The 21,925-nt window shown below is 69.8% G+C and carries 15 protein-coding genes and 3 pseudogenes; 9 read left to right on the top strand and 9 right to left on the bottom strand.

Annotation, left to right across the window (positions count from 1 at the left end; genetic code table 11):
- Window positions 1-208, bottom strand: a 208-nt coding sequence (locus AC2CHE_RS14050) for a transposase family protein (RefSeq protein ID WP_484505338.1), incomplete at its 3' end; no start/stop codon positions are given.
- Between the two features lie 335 nt (window positions 209-543).
- Here AC2CHE_RS14050 and AC2CHE_RS14045 point away from each other — a divergent pair.
- Entirely contained in the window at window positions 544-1,011 is a 468-nt protein-coding gene (locus AC2CHE_RS14045) for a sigma-70 family RNA polymerase sigma factor (RefSeq protein ID WP_484505337.1), read from the top strand.
- A gap of 8 nt (window positions 1,012-1,019) precedes the next feature.
- Here the strand turns inward: AC2CHE_RS14045 and AC2CHE_RS14040 are convergent, their stop codons facing one another.
- From AC2CHE_RS14040 to AC2CHE_RS14030, 3 genes and pseudogenes are all read right to left on the bottom strand, one after another.
- Window positions 1,020-1,784: a class I SAM-dependent methyltransferase gene (locus AC2CHE_RS14040; RefSeq protein ID WP_484505336.1), complete on the bottom strand. Its 765-nt coding sequence runs from the start codon at window positions 1,782-1,784 to the stop codon at window positions 1,020-1,022.
- A 595-nt stretch (window positions 1,785-2,379) separates the two neighbouring features.
- Window positions 2,380-2,574: pseudogene (locus AC2CHE_RS14035) on the bottom strand (sigma factor); the annotation flags it as partial.
- The gene (locus tag AC2CHE_RS14030) at window positions 2,571-3,746 is read right to left on the bottom strand and encodes a cytochrome P450 family protein (RefSeq protein ID WP_484505335.1); all 1,176 of its coding nucleotides are present in this window, start codon (window positions 3,744-3,746) and stop codon (window positions 2,571-2,573) included. The pseudogene AC2CHE_RS14035 and the gene AC2CHE_RS14030, both read right to left, overlap by 4 nt.
- A gap of 112 nt (window positions 3,747-3,858) precedes the next feature.
- Here AC2CHE_RS14030 and AC2CHE_RS14025 point away from each other — a divergent pair, with 112 nt between their 5' ends.
- From AC2CHE_RS14025 to AC2CHE_RS14015, 3 genes are all read left to right on the top strand, one after another.
- Window positions 3,859-4,326 (top strand): NAD(P)-dependent oxidoreductase, encoded by a 468-nt coding sequence (locus AC2CHE_RS14025; protein WP_484505334.1) that lies wholly within the window; start codon window positions 3,859-3,861, stop codon window positions 4,324-4,326.
- Between the two features lie 62 nt (window positions 4,327-4,388).
- Window positions 4,389-4,583 carry a hypothetical protein gene (locus AC2CHE_RS14020; protein WP_484505333.1) on the top strand — a complete coding sequence of 65 codons (195 nt, stop codon included), beginning with the start codon at window positions 4,389-4,391 and terminating at the stop codon, window positions 4,581-4,583.
- Window positions 4,577-5,764 (top strand): ISAs1 family transposase, encoded by a 1,188-nt coding sequence (locus AC2CHE_RS14015; RefSeq protein WP_484505332.1) that lies wholly within the window; start codon window positions 4,577-4,579, stop codon window positions 5,762-5,764. Before AC2CHE_RS14020 ends, AC2CHE_RS14015 begins: the two co-directional genes overlap by 7 nt.
- A gap of 1,326 nt (window positions 5,765-7,090) precedes the next feature.
- Here the strand turns inward: AC2CHE_RS14015 and AC2CHE_RS14010 are convergent.
- Window positions 7,091-7,399, bottom strand: a pseudogene (locus tag AC2CHE_RS14010) (MarR family winged helix-turn-helix transcriptional regulator); the annotation flags it as partial.
- 69 nt (window positions 7,400-7,468) lie between these two features.
- On the opposite strand from AC2CHE_RS14010, the gene AC2CHE_RS14005 reads away from it, so the two are divergent.
- The 4 genes from AC2CHE_RS14005 (at window position 7,469) to AC2CHE_RS13990 (ending at window position 12,322) form a co-directional block, all read left to right on the top strand.
- On the top strand, window positions 7,469-7,696 hold the full coding sequence (locus AC2CHE_RS14005) for a hexameric tyrosine-coordinated heme protein (protein ID WP_484505331.1): 228 nt from the start codon (window positions 7,469-7,471) through the stop codon (window positions 7,694-7,696).
- Window positions 7,697-7,796: 100 nt separating this feature from the next.
- Window positions 7,797-8,666, top strand: a complete 870-nt coding sequence (locus AC2CHE_RS14000) for a GntR family transcriptional regulator (RefSeq protein ID WP_484505330.1) — start codon at window positions 7,797-7,799, stop codon at window positions 8,664-8,666.
- Window positions 8,667-8,723: 57 nt separating this feature from the next.
- Window positions 8,724-11,357: a pyruvate dehydrogenase (acetyl-transferring), homodimeric type gene (gene aceE / locus AC2CHE_RS13995; RefSeq protein WP_484505329.1), complete on the top strand. Its 2,634-nt coding sequence runs from the start codon at window positions 8,724-8,726 to the stop codon at window positions 11,355-11,357.
- A 395-nt stretch (window positions 11,358-11,752) separates the two neighbouring features.
- The gene (locus tag AC2CHE_RS13990; RefSeq protein WP_484505328.1) at window positions 11,753-12,322 is read left to right on the top strand and encodes an NADPH-dependent FMN reductase; all 570 of its coding nucleotides are present in this window, start codon (window positions 11,753-11,755) and stop codon (window positions 12,320-12,322) included.
- Between the two features lie 166 nt (window positions 12,323-12,488).
- On the opposite strand, the gene AC2CHE_RS13985 is transcribed toward AC2CHE_RS13990, so the two are convergent.
- From AC2CHE_RS13985 to AC2CHE_RS13975, 3 genes and pseudogenes are all read right to left on the bottom strand, one after another.
- A complete protein-coding gene (locus AC2CHE_RS13985) occupies window positions 12,489-13,943 on the bottom strand; it encodes a tetratricopeptide repeat protein (protein ID WP_484505327.1) in 1,455 nt (484 codons plus the stop codon).
- Window positions 13,940-15,328 (bottom strand): pyridoxal phosphate-dependent decarboxylase family protein, encoded by a 1,389-nt coding sequence (locus AC2CHE_RS13980; protein WP_484505326.1) that lies wholly within the window; start codon window positions 15,326-15,328, stop codon window positions 13,940-13,942. Before AC2CHE_RS13980 ends, AC2CHE_RS13985 begins: the two co-directional genes overlap by 4 nt.
- Before the next feature lie 784 nt (window positions 15,329-16,112).
- A pseudogene (locus AC2CHE_RS13975) lies at window positions 16,113-16,541 on the bottom strand (LuxR C-terminal-related transcriptional regulator); the annotation flags it as partial.
- A 536-nt stretch (window positions 16,542-17,077) separates the two neighbouring features.
- Here AC2CHE_RS13975 and AC2CHE_RS13970 point away from each other — a divergent pair.
- The gene (locus AC2CHE_RS13970; RefSeq protein ID WP_484505325.1) at window positions 17,078-17,536 is read left to right on the top strand and encodes a hypothetical protein; all 459 of its coding nucleotides are present in this window, start codon (window positions 17,078-17,080) and stop codon (window positions 17,534-17,536) included.
- Window positions 17,537-17,808: 272 nt separating this feature from the next.
- On the opposite strand, the gene AC2CHE_RS13965 is transcribed toward AC2CHE_RS13970, so the two are convergent.
- On the bottom strand, window positions 17,809-21,741 hold the full coding sequence (locus AC2CHE_RS13965; protein WP_484505324.1) for a ThuA domain-containing protein: 3,933 nt from the start codon (window positions 21,739-21,741) through the stop codon (window positions 17,809-17,811).
- Between the last annotated feature and the right edge of the window lie 184 nt (window positions 21,742-21,925).

Here is a 21,925-nt window from a genome sequence, read left to right as displayed (position 1 = left end):
CCCTCAGCCAGCGGGCGAGTACCGCCGACAGCACCTCGGCGTCGATGCGGATCAACAGGCGCCACGCTGTCGTCGCGGCGGGAACCCGGTCGGTGAACCCGAGCCGGTTCCGTACCGATCGATCCTGGTTGCGGACCCAGTCGGTGACCGCGGCGAACGTGCACGCCCCGGCCAGCACCGCGCAGACCGCCGCCGAGAGGACGCTCACCAGCGGATAGCGCCGTCCTCGTGGATCACGGGTCAGGCACGCCAGCCAGTGCCACGAACAGGCTGTGATGGTCGCTATCGGTTACCACGGCTGGTGAAGGCATCCGGTGGGTCGGTGCGGCCGCAGGATCTCGGTGAGTGATGATGGCATCAGCGGGTGCGGTCCTGTTCTGGGTCATGAGGTCTTCGCAAACTCCATGATCACCAACGGGTCGCACCCGTCCTACATGGACCCCTACCTCGCGGACTCCCCACCCAAAACCCCAGCTCAAACACCCTTCAACCGACTACGCAATAGCCCTGGTCAACACCCTCAGCAACAACGCCCAGGCCCGGATGACCGCGCTGCACGCGCTGCTGCGGTTCCTGACCGGACTGACCAAGGGCGAGCAGTATGCGGCCGAGGACCTGCTGCAGGAGACGATGCTGCGGGCGTGGCGCAACCTGGACACCCTGCCGACCGAGCACGAGAACACACGGCGCTGGCTGTTCAAGGTAGCCCGGCGGATCGCGATCGACGCGGTCCGCCGGCGGCAGGCCCGGCCCACCGAGATCAACCTGCTGGATCTGACCCGGATGCCGGACCGGGACGACACCACCAACGAGGTGCTGGCGCTGCACTCCATGCGGGAGGCGATGCACGCCCTGACCGAGGGGCAGCGCCACGTCCTCTTCGAGCTGTACTTCAACGGTCTGACCAGCGACGAGACCGCGAAACGGCTGGGGGTCCCGGTCGGCACGGTCAAGTCCCGGGCGCACTACGCGCTCCAGCAGCTGCGGACCGCGGTCTCCCCCGGGTCCTGACCGGTGCCTTAGTCCCGGCGGGCGATGATCGCGACCCCGGTCAGCACGTCCCGGTTCTCGGCGAAGACGTGCCGCATGGCGAGCACCCTCCGCCGGGCGACCGGGTTGGTGACCACGTTGCCGACAAAACGCAGCGCGCCCGGCAGGCCCTCGTCGGCGACCACCCGGGCCGGGCGCAGCAGGGCCATCGGCGCGGTCCCCACCCATTCGGTGACCAGGCCGCACTCCCGCAGCAACGCGCTCCATTCGGGTACGGTCAGCGGCCGGGCGTTGACGTGGGTGGCCTGGGCCAGCGAGCGGCGGACCGCGTCGCGGCGAGAGGCCGACAGGTCGTCGGGGGTGAGCCCCAACTCATGCAGGGCGTAGAACCCGCCTGGCCGGAGCAAGCGGGCCGTCTCGGTGATGATCCGGCGTTTGACGTCGTCGCTCTGCATCGACAGCAGCGCCTCGCCGACCACCGCGTCAGCGGATCCGCTCGGCAGTCCGGTGTCCGCCGCCGAAGCCACGACCAGGCGTTCGCCCGGCAGACCAGCGCCCGGATCGGTGTCCACACCGAGGTAGGAGCCGGGCCGGCGACGCAGGATCGTGCGCGCGGTGGCACCCCGGCCGGGGCCGAGTTCGATCACGTCGCCGCCGGTCACCTCGACCCGGGACAGCAGTTCGGCGGTGAGTGCGGCGCCGCCGGGACGCAGCACCTTCTTGCCGAGCCGCCGGAACAGCACATAGGCCGGGGCCCGGTCGTCGGGACGGGATTCGGCGGTGGGTATGGTCATCGGTTTCCTCCCCGATGGGCAAGTGGTTGTACGCGCTGACGAGCTGTTCGTACGAGTGGGCGATGCGGTCGGTAGCCCGGCCGACGAGTCGGTTCCAGTCCCGGCCGTTCGGCACGGGAGGGAAAACGCTATCGTACCAGACGCTGGTCAGGTTCGCAGACATCGTGGTGGCCCCGCTGCCCCAGTCCACCGACGCGAGGCACAGCGCCAGGCCTCGTACGTACAGGCGGGCTGGTTGTCTCGGGGTTATCGGTCCGGGAGCACGCAGGTCGCCGACCAGCAGCATCGGCCCGGGCGGGTGGCCACGCGGCACGCGCTGCGCGTCCAACATCGCGCGCAGGGCGGATGCAACTGCCTGGCGTACGCCTCGGTCAGGCCGAGAATGTCGCCGGTGCCGCGATACGGCGGGTCGAACGCCTCGCGTAGCAGGTACACCGCGCATTCCGGGGCGGTCAAGCTGCTGGAGCATCCGCAGCATGGCCAGCGACAGCGTCTCGTGCCGCATGATGTCGTCGAGTGGTTCGTCGCCGGTACGCACTGGTTCGGGCAGCCAGGGGTCGACGTAGGCCTCGCGTCGGTGGTGGGCCCGCCAGGTCAAATCGATGGCCAGCCGGGAGACCACGGTTACCAGGAACCGGCCGGGTGACTCGATCACCGACCGGTCCGTCCGCGCCCAGCGCAGCCAAGCCGTCTGCACGACGTCCTCGGCGTCGGCGAGGCTGCCGAGCAGACGGTGGACCGGCCCCAGCAGCATCGGCCGGTGCTCCTGAGAAGCGTCGCCGCTGGTCACGGCTCAGTTATCACCGGCAGGCTCCGCAGGCCGTGCATCAGGATTCCGGGGCGCCAGTGCGGCACGAACCCGACGGCCAGTTCGGCCCGGGGATAGCGGGCGGTCAACGCGGCAAGCGCGACTTGGCCCTCCAGCCGGGCGAGTGGGGCGCCGAGACAGAAGTGGATGCCGTGCCCGAACGCCACGTGCGAGGCAGCCGACGCGCCGTCGGCCTCATCCCGGTTGGCGGCGAGCAGCGACAACAGGAACCGTGATCCGGCCGGGATCATCCGGTCGTCGATGGTGATGTCCTCGGTGCTGATCCGGTGAGTGGCGTTCAGCAGTGGGCTCTCCAGGCGCAGGATCTCCTCGACCGTCGCCGCGGCCGTCTTCGGTCGCCGGGCCAGCGCGGTCCATCGTTCCCGGTCGGTGAGCAGGTGCAGCACCCCGTTGCCGATCAGGTTGACCGTTGTGTCGTGCCCGGCGACCAGCAGCAGGATCACCGTCGAGGTCAACTCGTCCTCGCTGAGCCGGTCACCGCCCTCGTCGTACGCGCCGATCAGGGAGGACAGCAGGCCGGCGTCGCGGTGGCGGCGCTTCCACGCGATCAACTCCCGGATGTAGCCGAGCAGGGCGGAGCGGGCGGCTGGCACCTCGCTGTACCGGCCGGTGGTCATGACCAGTGTCGACTCCCGGAAAGCGGCCCGGTCGTCGTCCGGCACACCGAGCAGTTCGGCGATGACGGCGACCGGCAGCGGTACCGCGAACTCGGCGAGCAGGTCCCGCGGTCGGTCCCCGGGCAGGGCGTCCAGCAGGCGTTCGGTGGTGGACTCGACGAAAGCGCGTACGCCCTCGATCCGGCGCATCGTGAAGGCGCCCGCGACGAGCCGCCGCAACCGGGCGTGGTCGGGCGGGTCGGCGCCGAGCATGTGGGTCTCGGTAGCACGAAACTCGGCTTCGGTGGCGGTGGCCCGCACCCCCGCGGGGTTGATCATGCCGTCTTTGACCAGGCGGGGATCGGCGAGCAGGGCCCGCACGTCGCGGTATCGGGTGACCAGCCACGTCCGGCCGCCGTGCGGCAGGTCGACGGGTGTCACCGGATGGTCGCGCCGCAGCTCGCCGAGCAGCCCGTGCTGAACACTGGTGTCCTTGAACAGACGGTCGTACAGGTCACCCACAGGTCGGCCCCCCATCGGATCACAGGTCATCACCCATCAACGTACGTATCGGGGTCAGGGTTCAGCGTCATGGTGGTAACCGTCGTCACGCGGGCGAACGATGATCGTCGCCACGCGGCGTGGAACCGTGAAGATCTGGGTTACCCACCAGTCCGGCCGTGACTTCCTCGCGCACACCTTCGTTGACGTCGAGTTCGAGACGGCGAGCAGTCCGGCCGACCTGCCGTCCGACCCGGCCGGTATCGGATTCTGGGGGCCATCCTTCATGAACCAGCAGCCGATGCACACCCTGACGCCCGAGATGTGGGTGACCGGCGCGATCCTGGCCGCCTACCGCCGGTTGCCGGACTTCGTGCTCGCGCAGCGCAAAGCCCGATGGGCGGACACCGACGCGGCGGCGACCCGGGCACTGAGCGGCGCACACGTCCTGGTCGTCGGGGCCGCTTCGATCGGGGCGGCGGTCGCCCACTGGCTCGAACCGTTCGGTGTCGACGTGTCCCAGGTCGCCCGGCGGGCCCGCCGGGAGGAGGGCGTGCACGGCGCCGACCCTGGATATTCACGGGGTCGTGATCAGAGCCAAAGCAAAGTTAGTTGATCTTCGTTTTCCCTGGTGATGGAGCGACCCCGACGGTCAGGCGCGGCCTTCCTTAGTAGACGATGGCGGTTTTCTACGCCAACCGTCGTCTACCAGAAAGGCCGCTGGTGTCAGTCTCGCATGCGGTTGCCGATGTCGTCGCGAACCGGGCCGGGGAGTCGGGCTTCGGGCCGGTCGCCGCGCTGGCTGCGGTGTTCTCGCAGGTCAAGGATCCGCGCAAGCCGAGGGTATCCGGCATCCTCTTGCTGCGGTGCTGACGGTTCTGACCATGGCGCTGCTATGCGGGGCACGTGACTTTCGGCAGGCCGCCGATCGAGTGGCCGAGCTCCCGCAACCGCTGCTCGACGCCGCGGGCGCCCGCCGGCATCTGGTGCTGGGCATTCGGATCCCACCTGGGCGTGACACCCTGCGCCGGTTGACCGAGACCGTCGACGCCGCGGCCCTGGACCGGCTGATCTGCACCTGGCTCACCACTCTGCTCGACCAGCCCACCGGCACCGGGCTCGCCCTGGACGGCAAGACCGTCCGCAACACCCGCCCCGGCACGAGCACCGGTCTGGACGTGCAACTGTTCTCCGCGATGCGCCACGACACCGCCGTGGTCGTCGCACAGGTGAAGGTCCCGGCCGACACGACCGAGGTCACCCAGATCGCCGCCCTGCTCGACGGACTCGACATCACCGGCATGACCATCACCGCCGACGCCGCGCACCCCAGCCACGACACCGCCGCCTACCTGATCGACCGCCGGGCCAGATACGTCTTCACCGTCAAAGCCAACCGGCCCGCCCTGCTCACCGCGATCACCGACCGGCTGCCCGCCGCGACGCCCTGCACCGCCGCCGCAACCAGCACCGAGCATCGCAACGGCCACCGGATCGTCCGCACGATCTGGACCGCACCCGCCGACGGTGTCGACTTCCCCGGCGCCGCACAGGTCTTCCGGATCCGCCGCGACACCTACGCCCCAGACGGCCAACGCGTCAGCAAACACATCCTGCACGGCGTCACCAGCCTGACCTGCACCGCAACTCAGATCGCCGCCCATGTCCGCGGACACTGGGGCATCGAGAACAAGATCCACTGGGTCCGCGACGTCCTGCTCGGCGAAGACGCCCCACGCCTACCTCGGCAACACCGCCCACACCATGGCGTGGGGTTACTCCTCCTCTGGGTCCTGTTGGTCCTCGTTGCGGTCGACGGCCCGATCGGCGCGGTCGGGGAATCCGTCCTGCGCAGTCGGCGAGTGCGGGTCTCGCTCGGCCGCCTCGCGGATCCGGTCGGCCGCCTCACGGGTCATCGGGGTCTCCTCCGGCATGGTGTGCACCTCCCTCCGGGAAGCACCGGCATGCGCGCACGCCAGTCGCTACCGACAGAGGTTCAGGGGCGTGCGCGCACGTCAGGGACGCGAGTGAGCGGCGTTTCATCGGCGCGGTGACCACGTCGCACGCGGGTACACCGCAGGCCCTCGAACTTCCCGTCCGGGGAAGTGGCCGCGCCCCGCCCCAGCACGGGGTTCGGGACGACACGTCTCATTGATAGGTCCGCGATCGAGGCGGGCCCGGCCGCTGTCGGGCGTTCCACCTTGCCGCCGGGGAATGCCGGCCAGCGCGCGGACCATCACCTCGCTGGCTCCCGACACGGCCCGATGCGTGGACCGCACCCCTGATGCTCACCCCGCCGCAGGCCGCCGTCAAGGATCTGACCTGCGAGTCCCTGAGTCGTCCGCTTCGGCTACCGACCCGGTTGGGCCGTTGCCCGGCGGGCCGCGTCCTGCGCGGACTTTCCGAACTGAATTTGCTGCCGGCCAGCAGCAGCCATGCCGGGTACGGGCCGCGCTGCTGCCGGACGAAGACCACCTCACCCTCAACGGTGGAAATGATCGCCAGCGCGGCGAAGGTGAGAACCTTCAGCCACGCCTGCCTGCCAGCCGAATGTGGCCGATGTGAACACCCGTCTGATCGACAACGCTGACGACGTCCGCCGGGACCTCCTTCTGCATCGGGCTTCGCCGATGATGGCGCTGATCGCGTCCTCGTCGGGTTCGAGTTTGCCGTTGGGCAGGTTCCATTGTCCGTCGGCGTAGCCGGTGCCGTCGCGGAGCGCGAGGAGGACCTGGTCGGCGTGGGTGAGCAGGAGTAGTACGTCAACGGGGTGGGTCGGTGGTGCGGTTACGCTGGCGGAGGGTAGCTGGCTGACCAGCGAGAAGCGGGTCGACCTGCCGGGCGATCCAGTCGACGCGTTCGGGGGTGCCGAGACCATCTGGCACCTCCAGCTCTTTCGATGAACGGGCTGGTGCGGGCCGGCTCGCCGGTGCAGTCGACCTGTACTCCGCGCTGCCGGTAGTGGGCGGCCAGGGCGTGTACCAGGGTGGCTTCCCCGCGGCGTGTGTCCTGCGTTCCGCAGCTCGGCGTCGGTATAGGCGGCGGATCTTGGCTGTGAGCTGGGTAAACAGTGGTAGGCCCGGTGACGGGGCGTGTCACTAGGTGGTTGTGTTGTTGCCGGTCAGGCGGTTGCGGGTGTGGCGTCGAAGATCCTGGGCGGCTCGGCGATCTTCAGCTTGGTGAGCAGGGCCTTCTGGGGTTGGGACAGTTCGGTGCGCTGGGCGAAGGTGCGCCGTGACCGCCGTCCGTGCCCTGACGGTGTCGTGCAGGCGCAGCAGCGTCGCTCGCAGCGTGGCGAACTCGGCGTCGGTGAGGCCGGTGGCCGTCTCGACCTGCCGGCGGACGATCGCGACTTCGCGTTCCAGGTCGGCGCCCGCCGCGGTGAGGTGGAGACGGACGACTCGCTCGTCGGCACCGTCGCGTCGCCGGATCAGGAAGCCGCCCTGCTCCAGCCGCTTGAGCAGTGGTGAGAGTGTTGACGTCTCCAGCCCGACCTCGGCACCGACCTCGGCCACCGTCAAGCCGTCGTTCTCCCAGACCGCCAGCATCACCAGGTACTGCGGGTAGGTGAGGCCCAGCGGTGCCAGCAGCGAGCGATACGCCGCGCCGACGGTCTTGGACGCGGAGTACAGCGCGAAGCAGAGCTGGTCACCGAGGCGGGCGTGGCGGAGTTCGCGGACGATTTCCATGGCCTAAAACTAGCCCGATGCAATAAGATCGTGTACGACTTAGTCGGACACGATATTAGGAGGACTCCCATGGCCACCTGGCTTCCCGGCCTGATCACCGCGACCCCGGAGGAGGGCTTCGACTTGGCGATCAAGCTGTCCCGCGTCGGGGTCAAGAAGACCCAGCCCGACGATCAGATCCGCGAGCGACTGCGCACCGAGTACGCCGAGAACTTCGACGCCCTGATCGCCAGCTCGCACGTGGTGGCGGTCAACTTCCAGACGGTTGCCGCCGCGAACGACTACTGGCGGGCCTGACCGGGTCGACGGATCTCGCCGTTCGTCCACCGCGCCCGTGGACTCCTGTTGAAGGCGGCCGTCGAAGGCGCACTGCGGACCATTCGCTGTAGGTGGGTGCGTGCGGAGCCGGGCCGGCCTGGCCGCGGGGACCGCCGGTGTCCATCGGCTGAGCCCGGCCGACTCGACGGTGCCGGAGCATCCGGTGAATCTGCTACGGGTGTTTCTGACCACCGGCTCATCTTCGGCGACCGCGCCCGAACGCTTCGACGACTTCGCGGAGCTGCTGGAGGTGCAACCTGGAGAACCAGGAGGAAGATATTGGCCGAGTAAGGTGATCGTGCCTGCCCGTTGTGAGGAAGTGCCCGTGAGCCTGCCGGTCGTTCACCCCCTGCCCACCCAGGTTCGTGAGTTCATCCTCGAGGGGATCGTCTCTGGGCGGTGGAAACCGGGGGAGCGGATCGTGGAGCGCCGGATCGCGGCCGAGCTGCAGGTCAGCCAGACTCCGATCCGGGAGGCGCTGCGCGAGCTGGAGGCGCTGCGGCTGATCGAGTCGTCGCCAAACAAGGGCGTGCGGGTGCGGCCGCTGTCGAAGACCGACCTTCAGGAGATCTATCCGGTCCGGGCCGGTCTGGAGCGGGTCGCGGCGTCGATTGCCGCGCCGCGCCTGGCCACCGGCTCGGTGGTACTGGAGACGGCGGTCACCGCGCTGCGGGAGGCCGACCGGCTCGGTGACTCGGCCGCCCAGGTGCGGCACACCGTGGCGTTTCACCGGGAGCTGGTGCGCGCCGCGGGCAACGAGGTGCTGCTGCACACGTGGGAGTCGCTCGGCGTCGAGGTGTGGACGACGCTGGCGATCCGCTGGCTGGGGGCCAGTCACCGCTCGTACGCCGATGAGCACCAGGCCGTGTTGGACGCCTTCCGCGCGCGGGCTCCCGGAGTGGCCGAGTTGGTCGAACAACATGTTCTTGGATGTGCGCCACAGGTGTGAACCCTGGCATTGGGGGCCCTGACGCAGTAGCATTTGATCGATCATCGATCAAGGCAGGTGGGTTTGGTGAACAACATCTACGACCGTGATCCGGAAGAGACCGCGGAATGGATCGCCTCCCTCGACGCGGTCGTCTCCGCCGCCGGGCCGGAACGGGCGACGTATCTTCTGCGCCGCACCCTGGAGCACGCCGGCCGATCCGGTCTGCTGCTGCCACCGCCGCTGTGGACCGACTACGTCAACACCATCCCGACATCCGGCGAGCCGGCGTACCCCGGTGACGAGGACCTCGACCGCCGCATCACGGCATGGAACCGCTGGAACGCCGCGGCGATGGTCACCCGGGGCAGCCGCTTCGGCCTGGGCGGGCACATCTCCACGTACGCGTCCGCCGCCTGGCTCTACGAGGTCGGCTTCCAGCACTTCTTCCGCGGTAAGGACGGCGACGGCTCCGGTGACCAGCTGTTCCTCCAAGGCCACGCGTCGCCCGGCGTCTATGCCCGCGCCTTCCTCGAAGGCCGGCTGACCGAGGGACAACTGGACCGGTTCCGGCAGGAGGCCGGCGGTGACGGCCTGCCGTCGTACCCGCACCCGCGCCGGCTGCCCTGGTTCTGGGAGTTCCCCACCGTGTCGATGGGACTGGGCCCGCTGTCGGCGATCCACCAGGCGCGCTCCAACCGCTACCTGGAACACCGCGGTTTCAAGGACACCTCCGCCTCGCGGGTCTGGGCCTTCCTCGGTGACGGCGAGATGGACGAGCCCGAGTCCACCGCCGCACTCGCACTGGCCGGCCGCGAGAAACTCGACAACCTGACCTTCGTGATCAACTGCAACCTGCAGCGCCTCGACGGCCCGGTCCGCCCCAACCACCGGATCGTGCAGGAGCTGGAAGCCCAGTTCCGGGCGGCCGGCTGGCACGTGGTCAAGGCGCTGTGGGGCACCGCCTGGGACGACCTGCTCGCCCGCGACACCACCGGCACCCTGGTCCGGCGGCTCGGCGAGACCCCGGACGGGCAGTTCCAGACGTACGCCGCCCGCGACGTCGCCTACATCCGCGAGCACTTCTTCGGCGCCGACCCAGCCCTGGCGCGGCTGGCCACCGAGCTGACGGACCCGGCGATCGCCGCGTGTTTCCACGATTCGCGCGCCGGTCACGAGCCGCGCAAGGTCTACGCCGCCTACCGCGCGGCCGTCGAGCATCGCGGCGCGCCGACGGTGGTCCTGGTTCAGACGATCAAAGGCCACACATTGGGTACGGGATTCGCCTCGCGCAACGCCAACCACCAGATGAAGAAGCTGACCGGCGATGAGTTCCGCTCGCTACGGGACCTGCTCGAACTCCCGATCAGCGACCGCGAGCTGGACAGCGAACTGGTGCCGTTCGTCCATCCCGGCCCGGACGCGCCGGAGATCCGCTATCTGCACGAACGCCGTGCCGCCCTGGGTGGTCCCGCCCCGGTCCGCCGGCTGCACGCGGTCGCGCTGCCGGACGCCCCGGACAAGCCGTTCGCCGCGCAGGCCAAGGGTTCGGGGAAGCAGGCGATCGCCACCACGATGGCCCTGGTCCGCCTGGTCAAGGAACTGATGAAGGACCCGGAGACCGGCCGCCACTGGGTGCCGATCGTGCCCGACGAGGCGCGGACCTTCGGCATGGAGTCGCTGTTCCCGACCGTCGGCATCTACTCGCCCAACGGCCAGAACTACGACCCGGTGGACCGCGACTCGATGCTGTTCTACCGCGAGGCCGTCGACGGGCAGATCATGCACGAGGGCATCACCGAGGCCGGGTCGATGGCTGAGTTCACCGCCGCCGCCACCGCATACAGCACACACGGCGTACCGCTGATCCCGTTCTACATCTTCTACGCGATGTTTGGCTGGCAGCGCACCGCCGACCAGATGTGGGCACTCGCCGACCAGTTGGGCCGGGGCTTCCTGGTCGGCGCCACCGCCGGGCGCACCACGATGACCGGTGAGGGCCTGCAGCACGCCGACGGGCACTCGCATCTGATCGCCTCGACGAATCCGGCCGCCATCGCGTACGACCCGGCGTTCGGGTACGAGATCGCGGTGATCGTCCGGGACGGCCTGCGCCGGATGTACGGGCCGGCCGCCGAGGACGTCTTCTACTACCTGACCGTCTACAACGAGCCGAAGGTGCAGCCACCGATGCCGGTCGGCGAGGATGTCGAGGAGGGCATCCGCCGGGGCATGTACCGGCTGCCCGACGACGGCCTGACGGATCTTCCGGCCGACGCGCCGCACCTGCAGCTGCTGTCCTCCGGCACCGCCGTGCACTGGGCGCTGGAAGCCCGCCGCCTGCTGGCCGAGGACTGGGGTGTGGCCGCCGACCTGTGGTCGGTCACCTCTTGGTCCGAGCTTCGCCGCGACGCCCTGACCGCCGACGGAACCCCCTTCGTCACGCGCGCTCTGGACGGCGCTCCCGGGCCGGTGCTCGCGGTCAGCGACTGGATGCGTTCGGTTCCGGACCAGATCAGCCGGTGGGTGCCGCAGGACTGGCACTCGCTCGGCACCGACGGGTTCGGGTTGTCCGACACCCGCGAGGCGGTCCGCCGGCACTTCGGCGTCGACCCGCAGTCGATCGTGGTCTCCGCCCTGGAGGTGCTAGCGCGGCGCGGAGCGGTCAAACCGGAGACCGTCACGGACGCTCGGCGCAGGTACGAGCGCTGACCGCACGGGCCAGGTCCGCACCGAATCGGCCCAACGCTGTCAGCGGGTGACGTACGCCTCGTGGGTCACGCGGATCACACCACGTTCACCGTCAGTCACGGGCACTGACTCGGCGTTGCAGACGGGCAGGGCGAACCCGGGCGGCCAGCAGCGGACGGATCCCGCCGACGGCTCGGGTGCCGTGGGCTCGGCCAGTTCGGCGATCAGCTCGGCCACTCTGCGTCGCGGGATGCGGGTTAGGAGGGGATACGATACGACAAGCCGTGTGACCTGGTCTTGACGTCACGATCATGATCGTCTCGCACGGCCACCCTTATGACCGACGCGGGTCACTCCGCTATCCCGTACCAAGTCGTTAGCCGTAAATTTGGTTGACGAGGCAATGAAAGGCAGTCATGACCAAGATCGGAATCATCGTCGGCAGCACGCGACCGGGTCGTGTCGGCGGCAAGGTCGCGGCATGGGTACACCAGGTCGCCGCCAAGCGCACCGACGCGGAGTACGAGCTGGTGGACCTGCTCGACTACCAGCTGCCGCACCTGGACGAGGCGCTACCGCCAGCGATGGGCCCGGGCAGCCAGCCGCACACGCTGGTCTGGGCCGAGAAGGTGGCCTCGTTCGACGGGTACGTCATCGTCACCCCGGAGTACAACCACCTGCCTTCCGGGGCTCTCAAGAACGCGCTCGACTTCCTCAGTGCCGAATGGGCCAACAAGGCCGTCGGCTTCGTCAGCTACGGCGCGTTCGGCGGGGTCCGGGCCGTCGACCACCTCCGCTGTGTGGTGGCCGAGCTGGGGATGGCGGACGTCAAGGCGCAGGTAGCCCTGCACCTGGCCACCGACTTCGAGAACTACAGCGTCTTCCGGCCCACGGAGGCACACGAACAGTTCCTGAACCCGGTGCTGGACCAGACCGTGGCTTGGAGCAACGCGCTGGCCGGACTCCGCGAGCCGGTCGCCCCCTGACGGTGAACTTCACGACCGGGGGCGCGTCGTAGTGGGTGGATGGCGGTTCGATCTCCCGTCCGGACGGCCATCCACTCCCACCGGTCCACCACTGTCACACCAGGAGAAGCCCGCACGAACAAGCGAATGGCGTTCACCGCTATTGCGCTGGCCCCGACAAAATTCGTCAGCCGAGAGCGCTCAGGTAACGGCGTGCCGCACTGACGAAGTCAGGTTGAGCACTGCGGCGCCCGGTGTCACCCAGCCCCCGCACGTCGGCACGAGCACGCGGCAGGCGCTCACCGACGGAAACCCGGCATAGCGCCTGCTGGGTCCAGCCCGAGATCCAGGCGTACTGGTCATCCTGATCGGCGGCCAGATCGACCGACCTGTCGAGCCACCGCAGGGCGTCGTCCACCCGTCCGCGGGCATGATGCGCCAGACCCATGCCCCGGGCCGCCATCGCCTGCCAGCACCGGTCCTCCAGCAGCAGACTCATCGACCAGGCGTCGTCCAGACGCCGCTCGGCCTCGCCCGTCCGGCCCTCGGCGAGGTCCAGGTCGGCGAGCAGCGTCTCCATCCACGGCCGCATCGACTCCCACCGGTACCGTCCGGCTAGGTGAGCGGCCTGCTCGGCATAGGTGCGCGCGGCCGCGAGATCACCGGTCTGGATCAGCGAGCGGGCCGCGATCGAGGACGACCAGATCACCTGCCGCGTACGCCCGGCCGACTCGGCCTGCCCGATCGACAGCCGCAGCGCGCGCAGTCCACGGGCATGCTCCCCGCGGTCGGACAGGAACATCCCGGCGATCCCGTTGACGGCGCTCATCGCGTACGCGTCACCACCGGCCGCCGCGGACGCCTGACCGAGCAGGGTACGGGCCGGTCCGGTGCGGCCGGCGGCGTTCTCCACATAGGCCAGGTCGCGTAGCGCCTCCGCCGCGGTTCTGTGGTCACCGTGCCAGCGCGCCAGCTCGGCCGCCCGGGTCAGCGCGGTACGGCCCTCCGGCAGTCCGACCGCCACCCCGTGCACCAGACTGCCGCCCAGCTCCTGCAACGCCACCGCCTCCAGGCGCTCGTCGCGCTGGTCGGCAGCCATCCGCGCCGACACCCGCAGATGGGAGAGCCCCGCGGTGACGGCCCCGGCGGTCATCGCGGACCGTCCGGCGTGCATCCGGCTGCGAACGCACGCGGACTTCTTCTCCCCGGGCGCGGCCCGTGGCCGTGTCACCGCATGCCTGGCCGCGGTCAGCCAGAGGTCGAAATCCGGTCCGCAACTCCCGTCCGCGCCATCCAGCAGGACCTGCTGCGGAGCGAGCCCACCGTCGAGCGGATCGTCGAGGACGTCGACGTGGCAGGACGCCCCGACCCGGACGGTGACCGGGTCATCGTCGATCTCGATGTGCCCGCTCAGGTCCCGTCGCATCCGGCTCAACGTCCAGCGCAGCGCGCCGAGCGGATCGGCGGCGTCGGCGAACAGCAGATCCGCCAGAGAGCGGCGGCTCGGTGGCCGCTCGCCCAGCAGCAACACGGCGAGCAGCAACCATCCCTTACGCCGCATCGTGGCCGGCACGGCGACGCCGCCGATCAGCAGTTGCGGCCGGCCCAGCAGACGAACCTCGGCCTCGTGCGACGGCTTCATACTTCAGAACAACGTAGAATCGCCTCCACGGATCGATCGACGTCCTGCTCGTCAGTCGACCAGTTGGTGACCGAAATGCGCATCGCGGCCTGACCGTTCCACACCGTGTCACTCACCCAGCAGGTGCCCTCGTCCTGGACCCGGCGCACCGTCTCCAGCGTGCGCCGGTGCGCGTCCGCACCGGTACCGAAGCGTACCAGCACCTGGTTGAGCACCACGTCGTTGAGGACCCGTACCCCGTCGGCGGCCCGAAGCCCGTCGGCGAACCGCCCGGCCAGCGCACAACTGCCGGCGATCATATCGGCGACGCCTCGCCGTCCGAGCGCCCGCAGCGCGGCGTAGACCGGGAAACCGCGGGCGCGGCGCGACAATTCGGGAACGAAGTCCATCGGGTCCCGCTCGCCGGCATGACCGTGCGCGAGGTAGTCCGCCCGCATCCGCACCGCCGCGCGGTGCGCGTCGCCGTCGGCACAGAAGACCAGACCGGCGTCGTACGGCACATTCAGCCACTTGTGCGCGTCGGTCGCCCAGGAGTCGGCCCGATCCGCACCGGCGAGCAGGTGACGCGTTCGGGGACTGGCGGCTGCCCACAACCCGAATGCGCCGTCGACGTGCACCCAGGCTCCGGCCGCGTGGGCTAGGTCGCAGATCTCACCGAACGGGTCGAACGCGCCGGTGTTGATCTCACCCGCCTGCGCGCACACGATCGTCGGGCCGCCGGCACCCAGCGACCGCGCGAGCGCCGGAGCACTCATCCGCCCCTGGTCGTCGGCGTCGACCGGGACGATCGCCGCGTCACCCAGGCCGAGCAGTCGTACGGCGCGATCGATGGTGTCGTGTCTCATCTCGCCCACCAGGACACGCACGGCGGGCGCCCGGTGCAGGCCGTGCGCGCCGACATCCCACCCGGCCCGGCGCAGAACCTCGTTGCGGGCGGCCGCCAGCGCGGTCAGGTTCGCCGCCTGACCACCGGTGACGAAACCGGCGGACGCCGTGGCCGGCAGTCTCAGCAGGTCCTTGAGCCAGGCCCCGGCCACCTCCTCGACCACCGACGCGGCCGGGGCGACCCGGGCCAGCGCCGCGTTCTGGTCCCAGGTGGAGGTCAGCCAGTCGGCGCCGAGCGCGGCCGGTGTCGACCCGCCGATGACAAAACCGAAGAAGCGGCCGCTGCTGGTGCGGACCAGTCCGGGGGCCGCGGCCCGGGCCAGATCGGCGAGTACGGCACCGGAGTCCTGCGGCTGCTCGGGCAGATCGCCGCCCAACGCCGTCCGTAAGGCCGGGATATCCGCGGCGGCCCCGACCGGGCCGTCCGGGGTCTCGTCGAGATATCGGAGCGCCTCGCGGCACGTCTGTTCGAGCGTCGCCGCCCAATCCGGGTGTTTCATGATTCCTTCCACTGTCGCATGAGCAACGCGTGCCGGGCCGCCGGCCGTCCACCGGTGACCCGGAAGCCTGGCTACTGGGCGGCGAGGGCCCGGGCCGCGTCGGCGGTCACCGGATCCCCGGCGATCCCCCAGGACCCGCTGCTCACCTCGTCGATCCCTTACGTAGGTGTTGTGCATCCTTCGACGGGCAGTGTCACACCCCGCCGTGTGCGCGGGCATGTGCGCCGTGAACGTCGCGCCCCAGCCGTCTCGTGTGTCCCCTGCACACTCCCAACCCCGTGGGGGGGGGGGGGGGGGGGGGGGCGGCGGGGGGGGCGGCCCCCGCTCCCGGGGAGGGGCCCCCCCCCCCCACCCCCCCCCCGGGGGGGGCGCCGGCCCCCCCCCCGCCCCCCCCCCCCCACCACACGAGATTGGGCAACCGGACGACGAAAGGCACGCAGATGACGTGGCAGTTTGTGAGCCCCGCGGATTTCGAACTCGTCGGTATGAGTTCCGATCCGACGCCGGGCGACCTCGACGAGCCCCTGCTCGGGCTGCTGATCGCAGTGGTCGCGGTGTGCTTCCCAGCGGTCGGCGACTGCTGGCAGGTGGGTTGGTGGTCATCGTGCCCGGCGTGGGCGTGGCGGCCAAGGGCATCGGGGCCGGTGTCCCCTTCGGCCCCGACGCGGCCGTACCCCTTCGCTCGGCCGGCCTCCGGTTGCCCCACTTCCTTGGAGTTTGCCGCGCCGCCTGGAGCCACTACGTCACAAGCACCAGGTGACCAGCCGGCTGGACCCGAGATCAGTCATTCCTCCGACGAACCGGGACTGACGAGGCCCGTCTCGTACGCGACCACCACTGCCTGAACTCGATCGCGCAAATTAAGCTTGGCGAGGATCCGGGCGACATGAGTCTTCACGGTCGCCTCGGCTAGGTGTAGCGCCGCCGCGAGTTCGGCGTTGCTCAGGCCGCCAGCCAATAGGCGAAGAACCTCCGTCTCGCGTCGGGTCAGCGTGGCCAGGTCGCGGTGCAGCGTCGCCGTCTGCGGATCACGGCGGGCGAAGCGTCGTACCAGGCGGCGGGTGATGGCGGGCGCGAGCAGCGCGTCACCGTCCTGGACCATGCGTACGGCCGCGACGAGATGCTCCGGCGTCACGTCCTTGAGCAGGAAGCCGCTGGCTCCTGCCGCGAGCGCGGCGTAGACGTACTGGTCCAGGTCGAACGTGGTGAGGATGAACTCGCTCCGAACGAATACGCGATGCTGCCAGTAAACCACGGCGGGTTTCATCGGATCCGCCGCCGTACCCGCTCGTGCTCGGCGCTGAAGAAGAGAGCACCGCTACTCGGCAGCCGCCAGCACTGCAGCCACCTGAAGCTGCTGCGCCGGCGGCATCGACATCAGATCCGGCACTCCACTCATCGCCGGGCTGGTGTGGTTACCTGCACCGGAAATGTCTTCGCCGGGCCGGCAAGCGGTAGCAGGTGCGCGCCTCGGCGAGCGCGACGGTCGTATCCTCATGAGTAACCTTCGAAGGAGGCAGAAGTGGGCTTGTCCGGCAGGGACTGCCCCGACTGCGGTCGGCGCGTGAGTGAGCCCTTCAAGGAAACCATCACAGGCCGGCAGGTCTGCCCTGACTGCGCCAACGCCCTGTTCATAGGCTCGGCTGCCGGCGCGATCACAGGCAACGTCGGTTCTGGATACGGGGTTTGGGCGATGCTTATGCGTAAGATCCGACGCTCTGACTGACCTCGACTGCTGGGAGGGGGTTCATGGACAGCGTCAGATTCCGCTCGACCGTCGGCAGCCTGATCGGGCTCTCGGCTGTCGGCTTGGCCGCCGCAGCGGCCATCATCGTCGCCCCGAGCCCGCCTCCGAAGAAACGAGACTGGCGGCCACCCACCGGCTACGTCCTCGCCGACACGGTCTCGCTCGACGACGACCACACGCTGCGGCCCTGGACCGGGCCGTCCGGCCGGTGCGTCGAGAGCCTGCTATCCGGCCGGCATCAGGCAGCCGTGGGAGCAGCGGGCGGTGGAGACCAGTTCAGCCTGAGCGAGGTGCTCGACGGTCTGGTGGGCCAGCTGCCCACCGCAGACGCGGCGGCCGTCGTGGTCGGGTCACCAATCCGGGTGCGCGCAGCTGTGAGCTGGGTAAACAGGTGCAGGGCGGCGCGCTTGTCGTCGGCGGTGCGCGGGGGATTCGCCTGGTCGAAGGATCGTCGCTCCTGAGAGGGCAGGGCCTCCCGGGTCGCCTCGAAGCCGAGGTCCGCGACCAGTTGCCGTGCCGTCTGCGGAGGCGGCGGTGACTCGTGGAACGCCGAGTCCGACCCGCCCTGGTTTGGATAGCTCATCGAAGCCCTTTCGTGGGAACTTCTGGCATGACGGTCCGGCGGGCCGAACGGTTCAACTCAGGGCAGGAGCCACTGTGGCGTCCGGCCCAGACCTGGCCGTGCCCGGCACGGGACCTCCCCCGCCGGCCACGTCGGTGGTGGTGGTTCCGTTCAGCTCGCGTACGCCTCCAGTTCCCAGAGCGAGTAGCCCCACGCGGTACCCCGGGCGGTGCCGTAGATCCGCAGGTAGCGGCCATTGGCGCCGAGCGCGGTGTGCTCGTCCACCCCGCCGTCGGCCCCGGTCACCGTCTTCACGTCGACCCAGGTGGTGCCGTCGTTCGAGGTCTGGATGAGGTACGAGCTGCTGTACGCCGCCTCCCAGCTCAGCTTGACCCGGCCGATCGCGGTCGGGCTGCCGAGGTCGACCCGGATCCACTGCGGGTCGGAGAACGCCGACGACCAGCGGGTGGTGAGGCTGCCGTCCACCGCCTGGGCGCCGGACATGCCGGCTCCCTCGCTGCTGGACGTCAACGTCGGCTTGTTCAGCAGCAGGTTGGTGCCCGGCAGCGGACCGCCCGGCCCGCTGGGGTCGCCGTACACCTCGAACTCGAACAGGGAGTAGCCCCAGTCGGTGCCCCGGGTGGTGCCGGTGAGCCGGACGTACCGGCCGGAGCCGGTCAGCCCGGTGAGGTCGTCCACCCCACCGTCGCCGCCGGTCACGGTGCGGATGGTGTTGAAGTCGACCCCGTCCGGCGAGGTCTGGATCTTGTACCCGCTGCCGTACGCCGCCTCCCAGGTCAGCTTGACCCGGTCGATGTCGTACGTCGCACCGAGGTCCACGTCGATCCACTGCGGGTCGCTGAACTCGCTGGCCCACCGGGTGCCGGCCGCGCCGTCGAACGCGTTGGCGGCGACGAAGGCGTCCTGGACGCTGGAGGCGCGGGCCGGCTTGCCCCGGGCCAGGTTGGCGCCCGGTTCCGGGTCGGGTCCGGGGCCGCCGCCGGTCGAGAGGGTGAACTCGTCGATGTCGAAGTACGGTCCGGTGCCCTTGAAGACCAGGAACAGGGTGCGGGTACCGGTCGGGGCGGTGATCCCGCCGGTGACCGTGGCGAACGTGCCGTACCCGCCGGTCGGTACCACCGTCGCCTGACCGACGAGCGGTCCGGTGGGTGAGTCGACCCGCAGTTCGAGGGTGCCACCGCCGTCCGCCGGGGCGCCGACCCGGGCGCTGAACGACTGGATGCCGGTCAGGTTGTACGGGTGGAACGAAATCCAGTCGTTGTTGTCGATGTAACCGATCGCCGCGCCGCCGTGCGCGCTGCCCGGGGTGACGACCTGGATGCCGGACGAGTCGCCGAAGTGCTCCGCCTGGCGTACCCGCGGCTGAAGGACGGCCTGGGTGTGCGTGGTGAGCGGTGGTTGACCGGCGCCACCGCGGTCGGTGTATTCGGCGTCGATGATGCCGAAGATGTTCGCCGCGGTGTCGTGCTCACCGTCGACCGAGGTCTGGATGACCCCGGAGCAGCCCTGCACGCTGCTGAGCTGGTGGCCGTGTGAGTCGTGGCCGAGAACGTAGTTCACCTTCACCCGGGCGCAGTCGATCGGGCCGTCCTGCGCGTCGGTGACCGTGACGCTGAACGGTACGGCGTCCCCGAAGTTGAACGTGGACCCGTTCAACGGCGTGTTCACGGTGACCACCGGGGCGCTGTTGCCGACCGTGATGACGGTGCTCGCGGTACCGACCTTGCCGGTGCTGTCCCGTACGGTCAGGGTCGGCGTGAAGGTGCCGTTTGTGGTGTAGGTGAACGTGGGGTTCGCCGCGGTCGAGTCGGTGGTGCCGTTGCGGTCGAAGTCCCAGGCGTAGGTGAACGGGTCGCCGTCCGGGTCGAGCGTGCCGGTCGACGAGAATTGCACGGTCAGCGGTGCGACGCCGCTGGTCGGGGTGGCCGCGACGACCGCCCGTGGGGCTCTGCCCTCGCGGGCGTACTCGATCCGGTAGAGGGCCGAGTTGGCGTCGCCGTTGAACCAGCCGGTGCCGTAGTCGAGCACGTAGAGCGCGCCGTCCGGGCCGAACTCCATGTCCATGACCTGGGTGCCGGTCCAGGGGAACGGGTTGATCTTCAGCGGCTGGCCGGCCGAGTCGAGCTTGATGTTCTTGATCCAGCGGCGCCCGAACTCACCGGCGAAGTACGTCCCGTCGTAGTACTCGGGAAACGCCACGTCGGAGGTGCTGTCCGGGTCGAAGCGGTACACCGGGCCGCCCATCGGGGACAGACCGCCACCGGTGAACTCCGGCGGGGAGCCGGAACCGCCGTACGGCAGCCAGGCCGGGATGGCCGGCGGCAGCTGGGTGAGGCCCGTGTTGTTGGGCGAGTCGTTCACCGGCCCGTTGGCGCAGTCGAACTTCGGGCCGGACGGGCCGGACGGGAAGGTGTAGTCGTTGTACGCGTCGTTGCGGGCGGTGCAGTACGGCCATCCGTAGAAGCCCGGCTTGTCGATCCGGGCGAACTCCACGTTGCCCGCCGGGCCCCGGTTGGGGTCGGCGGTGCCCGCGTCCGGACCGTAGTCGCCCAGGTAGACGACGCCGGTCTCCTTGTCCACGCTCATCCGGAACGGGTTCCGGAAGCCCATCGCGTAGATCTCCGGGCGGGTCCGCGCGGTGCCCGGCGCGAACATGTTCCCGGCCGGGATGGTGTACCCGCCGGCCGCGCTCGGCCTGATCCGCAGCACCTTGCCGCGCAGGTCGTTCGTGTTGCCCGCGGTGCGCTGGGCGTCGAAGGCCGGGTTGCGGCCGGCTCGCTCGTCGATCGGGGTGAAGCCGCTCGACTCGAACGGGTTGGTGTCGTCGCCGGTGGACAGGTACAGGTTGCCGGCCGCGTCGAAGTCCATGTCGCCGCCGACGTGGCAGCACATGCCCCGACTGGTCGGCACGTCCAGGATCAGCGTCTCGCTGGCCAGGTTGATGGTGTTGTCCGCGTTGGCGGTGAACCGGGACAGCCGGTTGACGCCGTCCCACCGGGCGAAGTCCGCCGGCGTACCGGTGGTTGGCGCCCCGCCGCCGGGGGTGTCCAGCGGTGGCGCGTAGAACACGTACACCCAGCGGTTGGTGGCGAAGTTCGGGTCGACCTTGATGCCCTGCAGACCCTCCTCGTCGCCGGTGTAGACCGGCAGCGTGGCGGCGACCTTGGTGTTGCCGGCCGCGTCGGTGTGCCGGATGACTCCGTTGCGGGAGGTGTGGAACACGCCCCGGTCCGGCAGCACGGTGAGGCTCATCGGCTCGCCCGTCTCGGCCGCGCCCTTCGCCAGCTCGACCTGCTGGAAGTTGCTGGTCACGGTACCGCCGCAGTCGGCCTCGGCCGCGCCGGCCGCGCTCATGATGCCGCCGAGCAGGTGGGCACGGAAGTTCGGCTCGGCGTACGACTCGTCGGTGTGCCCCAGGCCGGTGTACCAGGCCCGGCCGCCGGAGTAGTTCTGGCACCAGGAGATCGGGTGGTCGTACCCGTTGTCGCCGCCGCTGTAGGTGCTCTCGTCCAGGGTGGCGAGCACGTGCACGCTGCCCCGGGGGTTGGTGCGGTAGTTGTACCACTCGTCCAACCGGGTCCACCGCTGCGGCAGCGAGGCGGTGGACGGGTGCACCTGGTCGGCGACCTTGATGGTCGCGGTCTGGTTGGCCGGATGTGAGGCGAAGTACGCCCCGACCAGCCCGCCGTACCAGGGCCACTCGTACTCGGTGTCGGCGGCGGCGTGCACGCCCACGTACCCGCCACCGCCCTGGATGTACCGCTCGAACGCGGCCTGCTGACTGGCGTTGAGCACGTCACCGGTGGTGGACAGCCAGATCACCGCGGCGAACCGGTCCAGGTTGGCGTCGGTGAACTGGGCCGCGTCCTCGGTGGATTCGACGGTGAACCCGTTCGCCGCGCCGAGCTGCTGGATGGCGGCGATGCCGGGGACGATGGATCCGTGCCGGAATCCGGCGGTCTTGCTGAAGACCAGCACGGTGAAGGGTGCGGCGCTGGCCGCGGGTGGCACGGCGACGATGCCGCCCGTCACGAGGATCGCGCTCAGTACGGCGCCGAGCCACGATCTCAGAGATCTGCGCACGGTGGGTCCTTTCGAGGACGGCGTGCGCCGATCACGCCTGGTGGGGTGGTGGTGGAGCCGAGCATGCTCGCGGCCCGCTCAACGCGCCGTCGCCGGTGCGAGCGTGAGGCATGTGTATACATCGTTACGGCTGGGTCACGAGCGCGTCAAGCACTCCGGCCATCTTTGTGAGAGCGTTATCTCG

The organism is Micromonospora sp. ATLC16 (assembly GCF_057196645.1).
The sequence above is the reverse complement of the archived record's forward strand: the minus strand, read 5'-3'. Positions and strand labels throughout refer to the sequence as shown.

What these genes read in the sequence shown, in the direction of transcription:
- AC2CHE_RS14020 (WP_484505333.1), top strand. Translation starts at nt 4,389, where the DNA reads ATGGCGGTTTTCTACGCCAACCGTCGTCTACCAGAAAGGCCGCTGGTG.
- AC2CHE_RS13970 (WP_484505325.1), top strand. Translation starts at nt 17,078, where the DNA reads ATGGACAGCGTCAGATTCCGCTCGACCGTCGGCAGCCTGATCGGGCTC.
- AC2CHE_RS14030 (WP_484505335.1), bottom strand. Translation starts at nt 3,746, where the DNA reads ATGGGGGGCCGACCTGTGGGTGACCTGTACGACCGTCTGTTCAAGGAC.
- AC2CHE_RS14045 (WP_484505337.1), top strand. Translation starts at nt 544, where the DNA reads ATGACCGCGCTGCACGCGCTGCTGCGGTTCCTGACCGGACTGACCAAG.
- AC2CHE_RS13980 (WP_484505326.1), bottom strand. Translation starts at nt 15,328, where the DNA reads ATGAAACACCCGGATTGGGCGGCGACGCTCGAACAGACGTGCCGCGAG.
- AC2CHE_RS14040 (WP_484505336.1), bottom strand. Translation starts at nt 1,784, where the DNA reads ATGACCATACCCACCGCCGAATCCCGTCCCGACGACCGGGCCCCGGCC.
- AC2CHE_RS13990 (WP_484505328.1), top strand. Translation starts at nt 11,753, where the DNA reads ATGACCAAGATCGGAATCATCGTCGGCAGCACGCGACCGGGTCGTGTC.
- AC2CHE_RS14005 (WP_484505331.1), top strand. Translation starts at nt 7,469, where the DNA reads ATGGCCACCTGGCTTCCCGGCCTGATCACCGCGACCCCGGAGGAGGGC.
- AC2CHE_RS13985 (WP_484505327.1), bottom strand. Translation starts at nt 13,943, where the DNA reads ATGAAGCCGTCGCACGAGGCCGAGGTTCGTCTGCTGGGCCGGCCGCAA.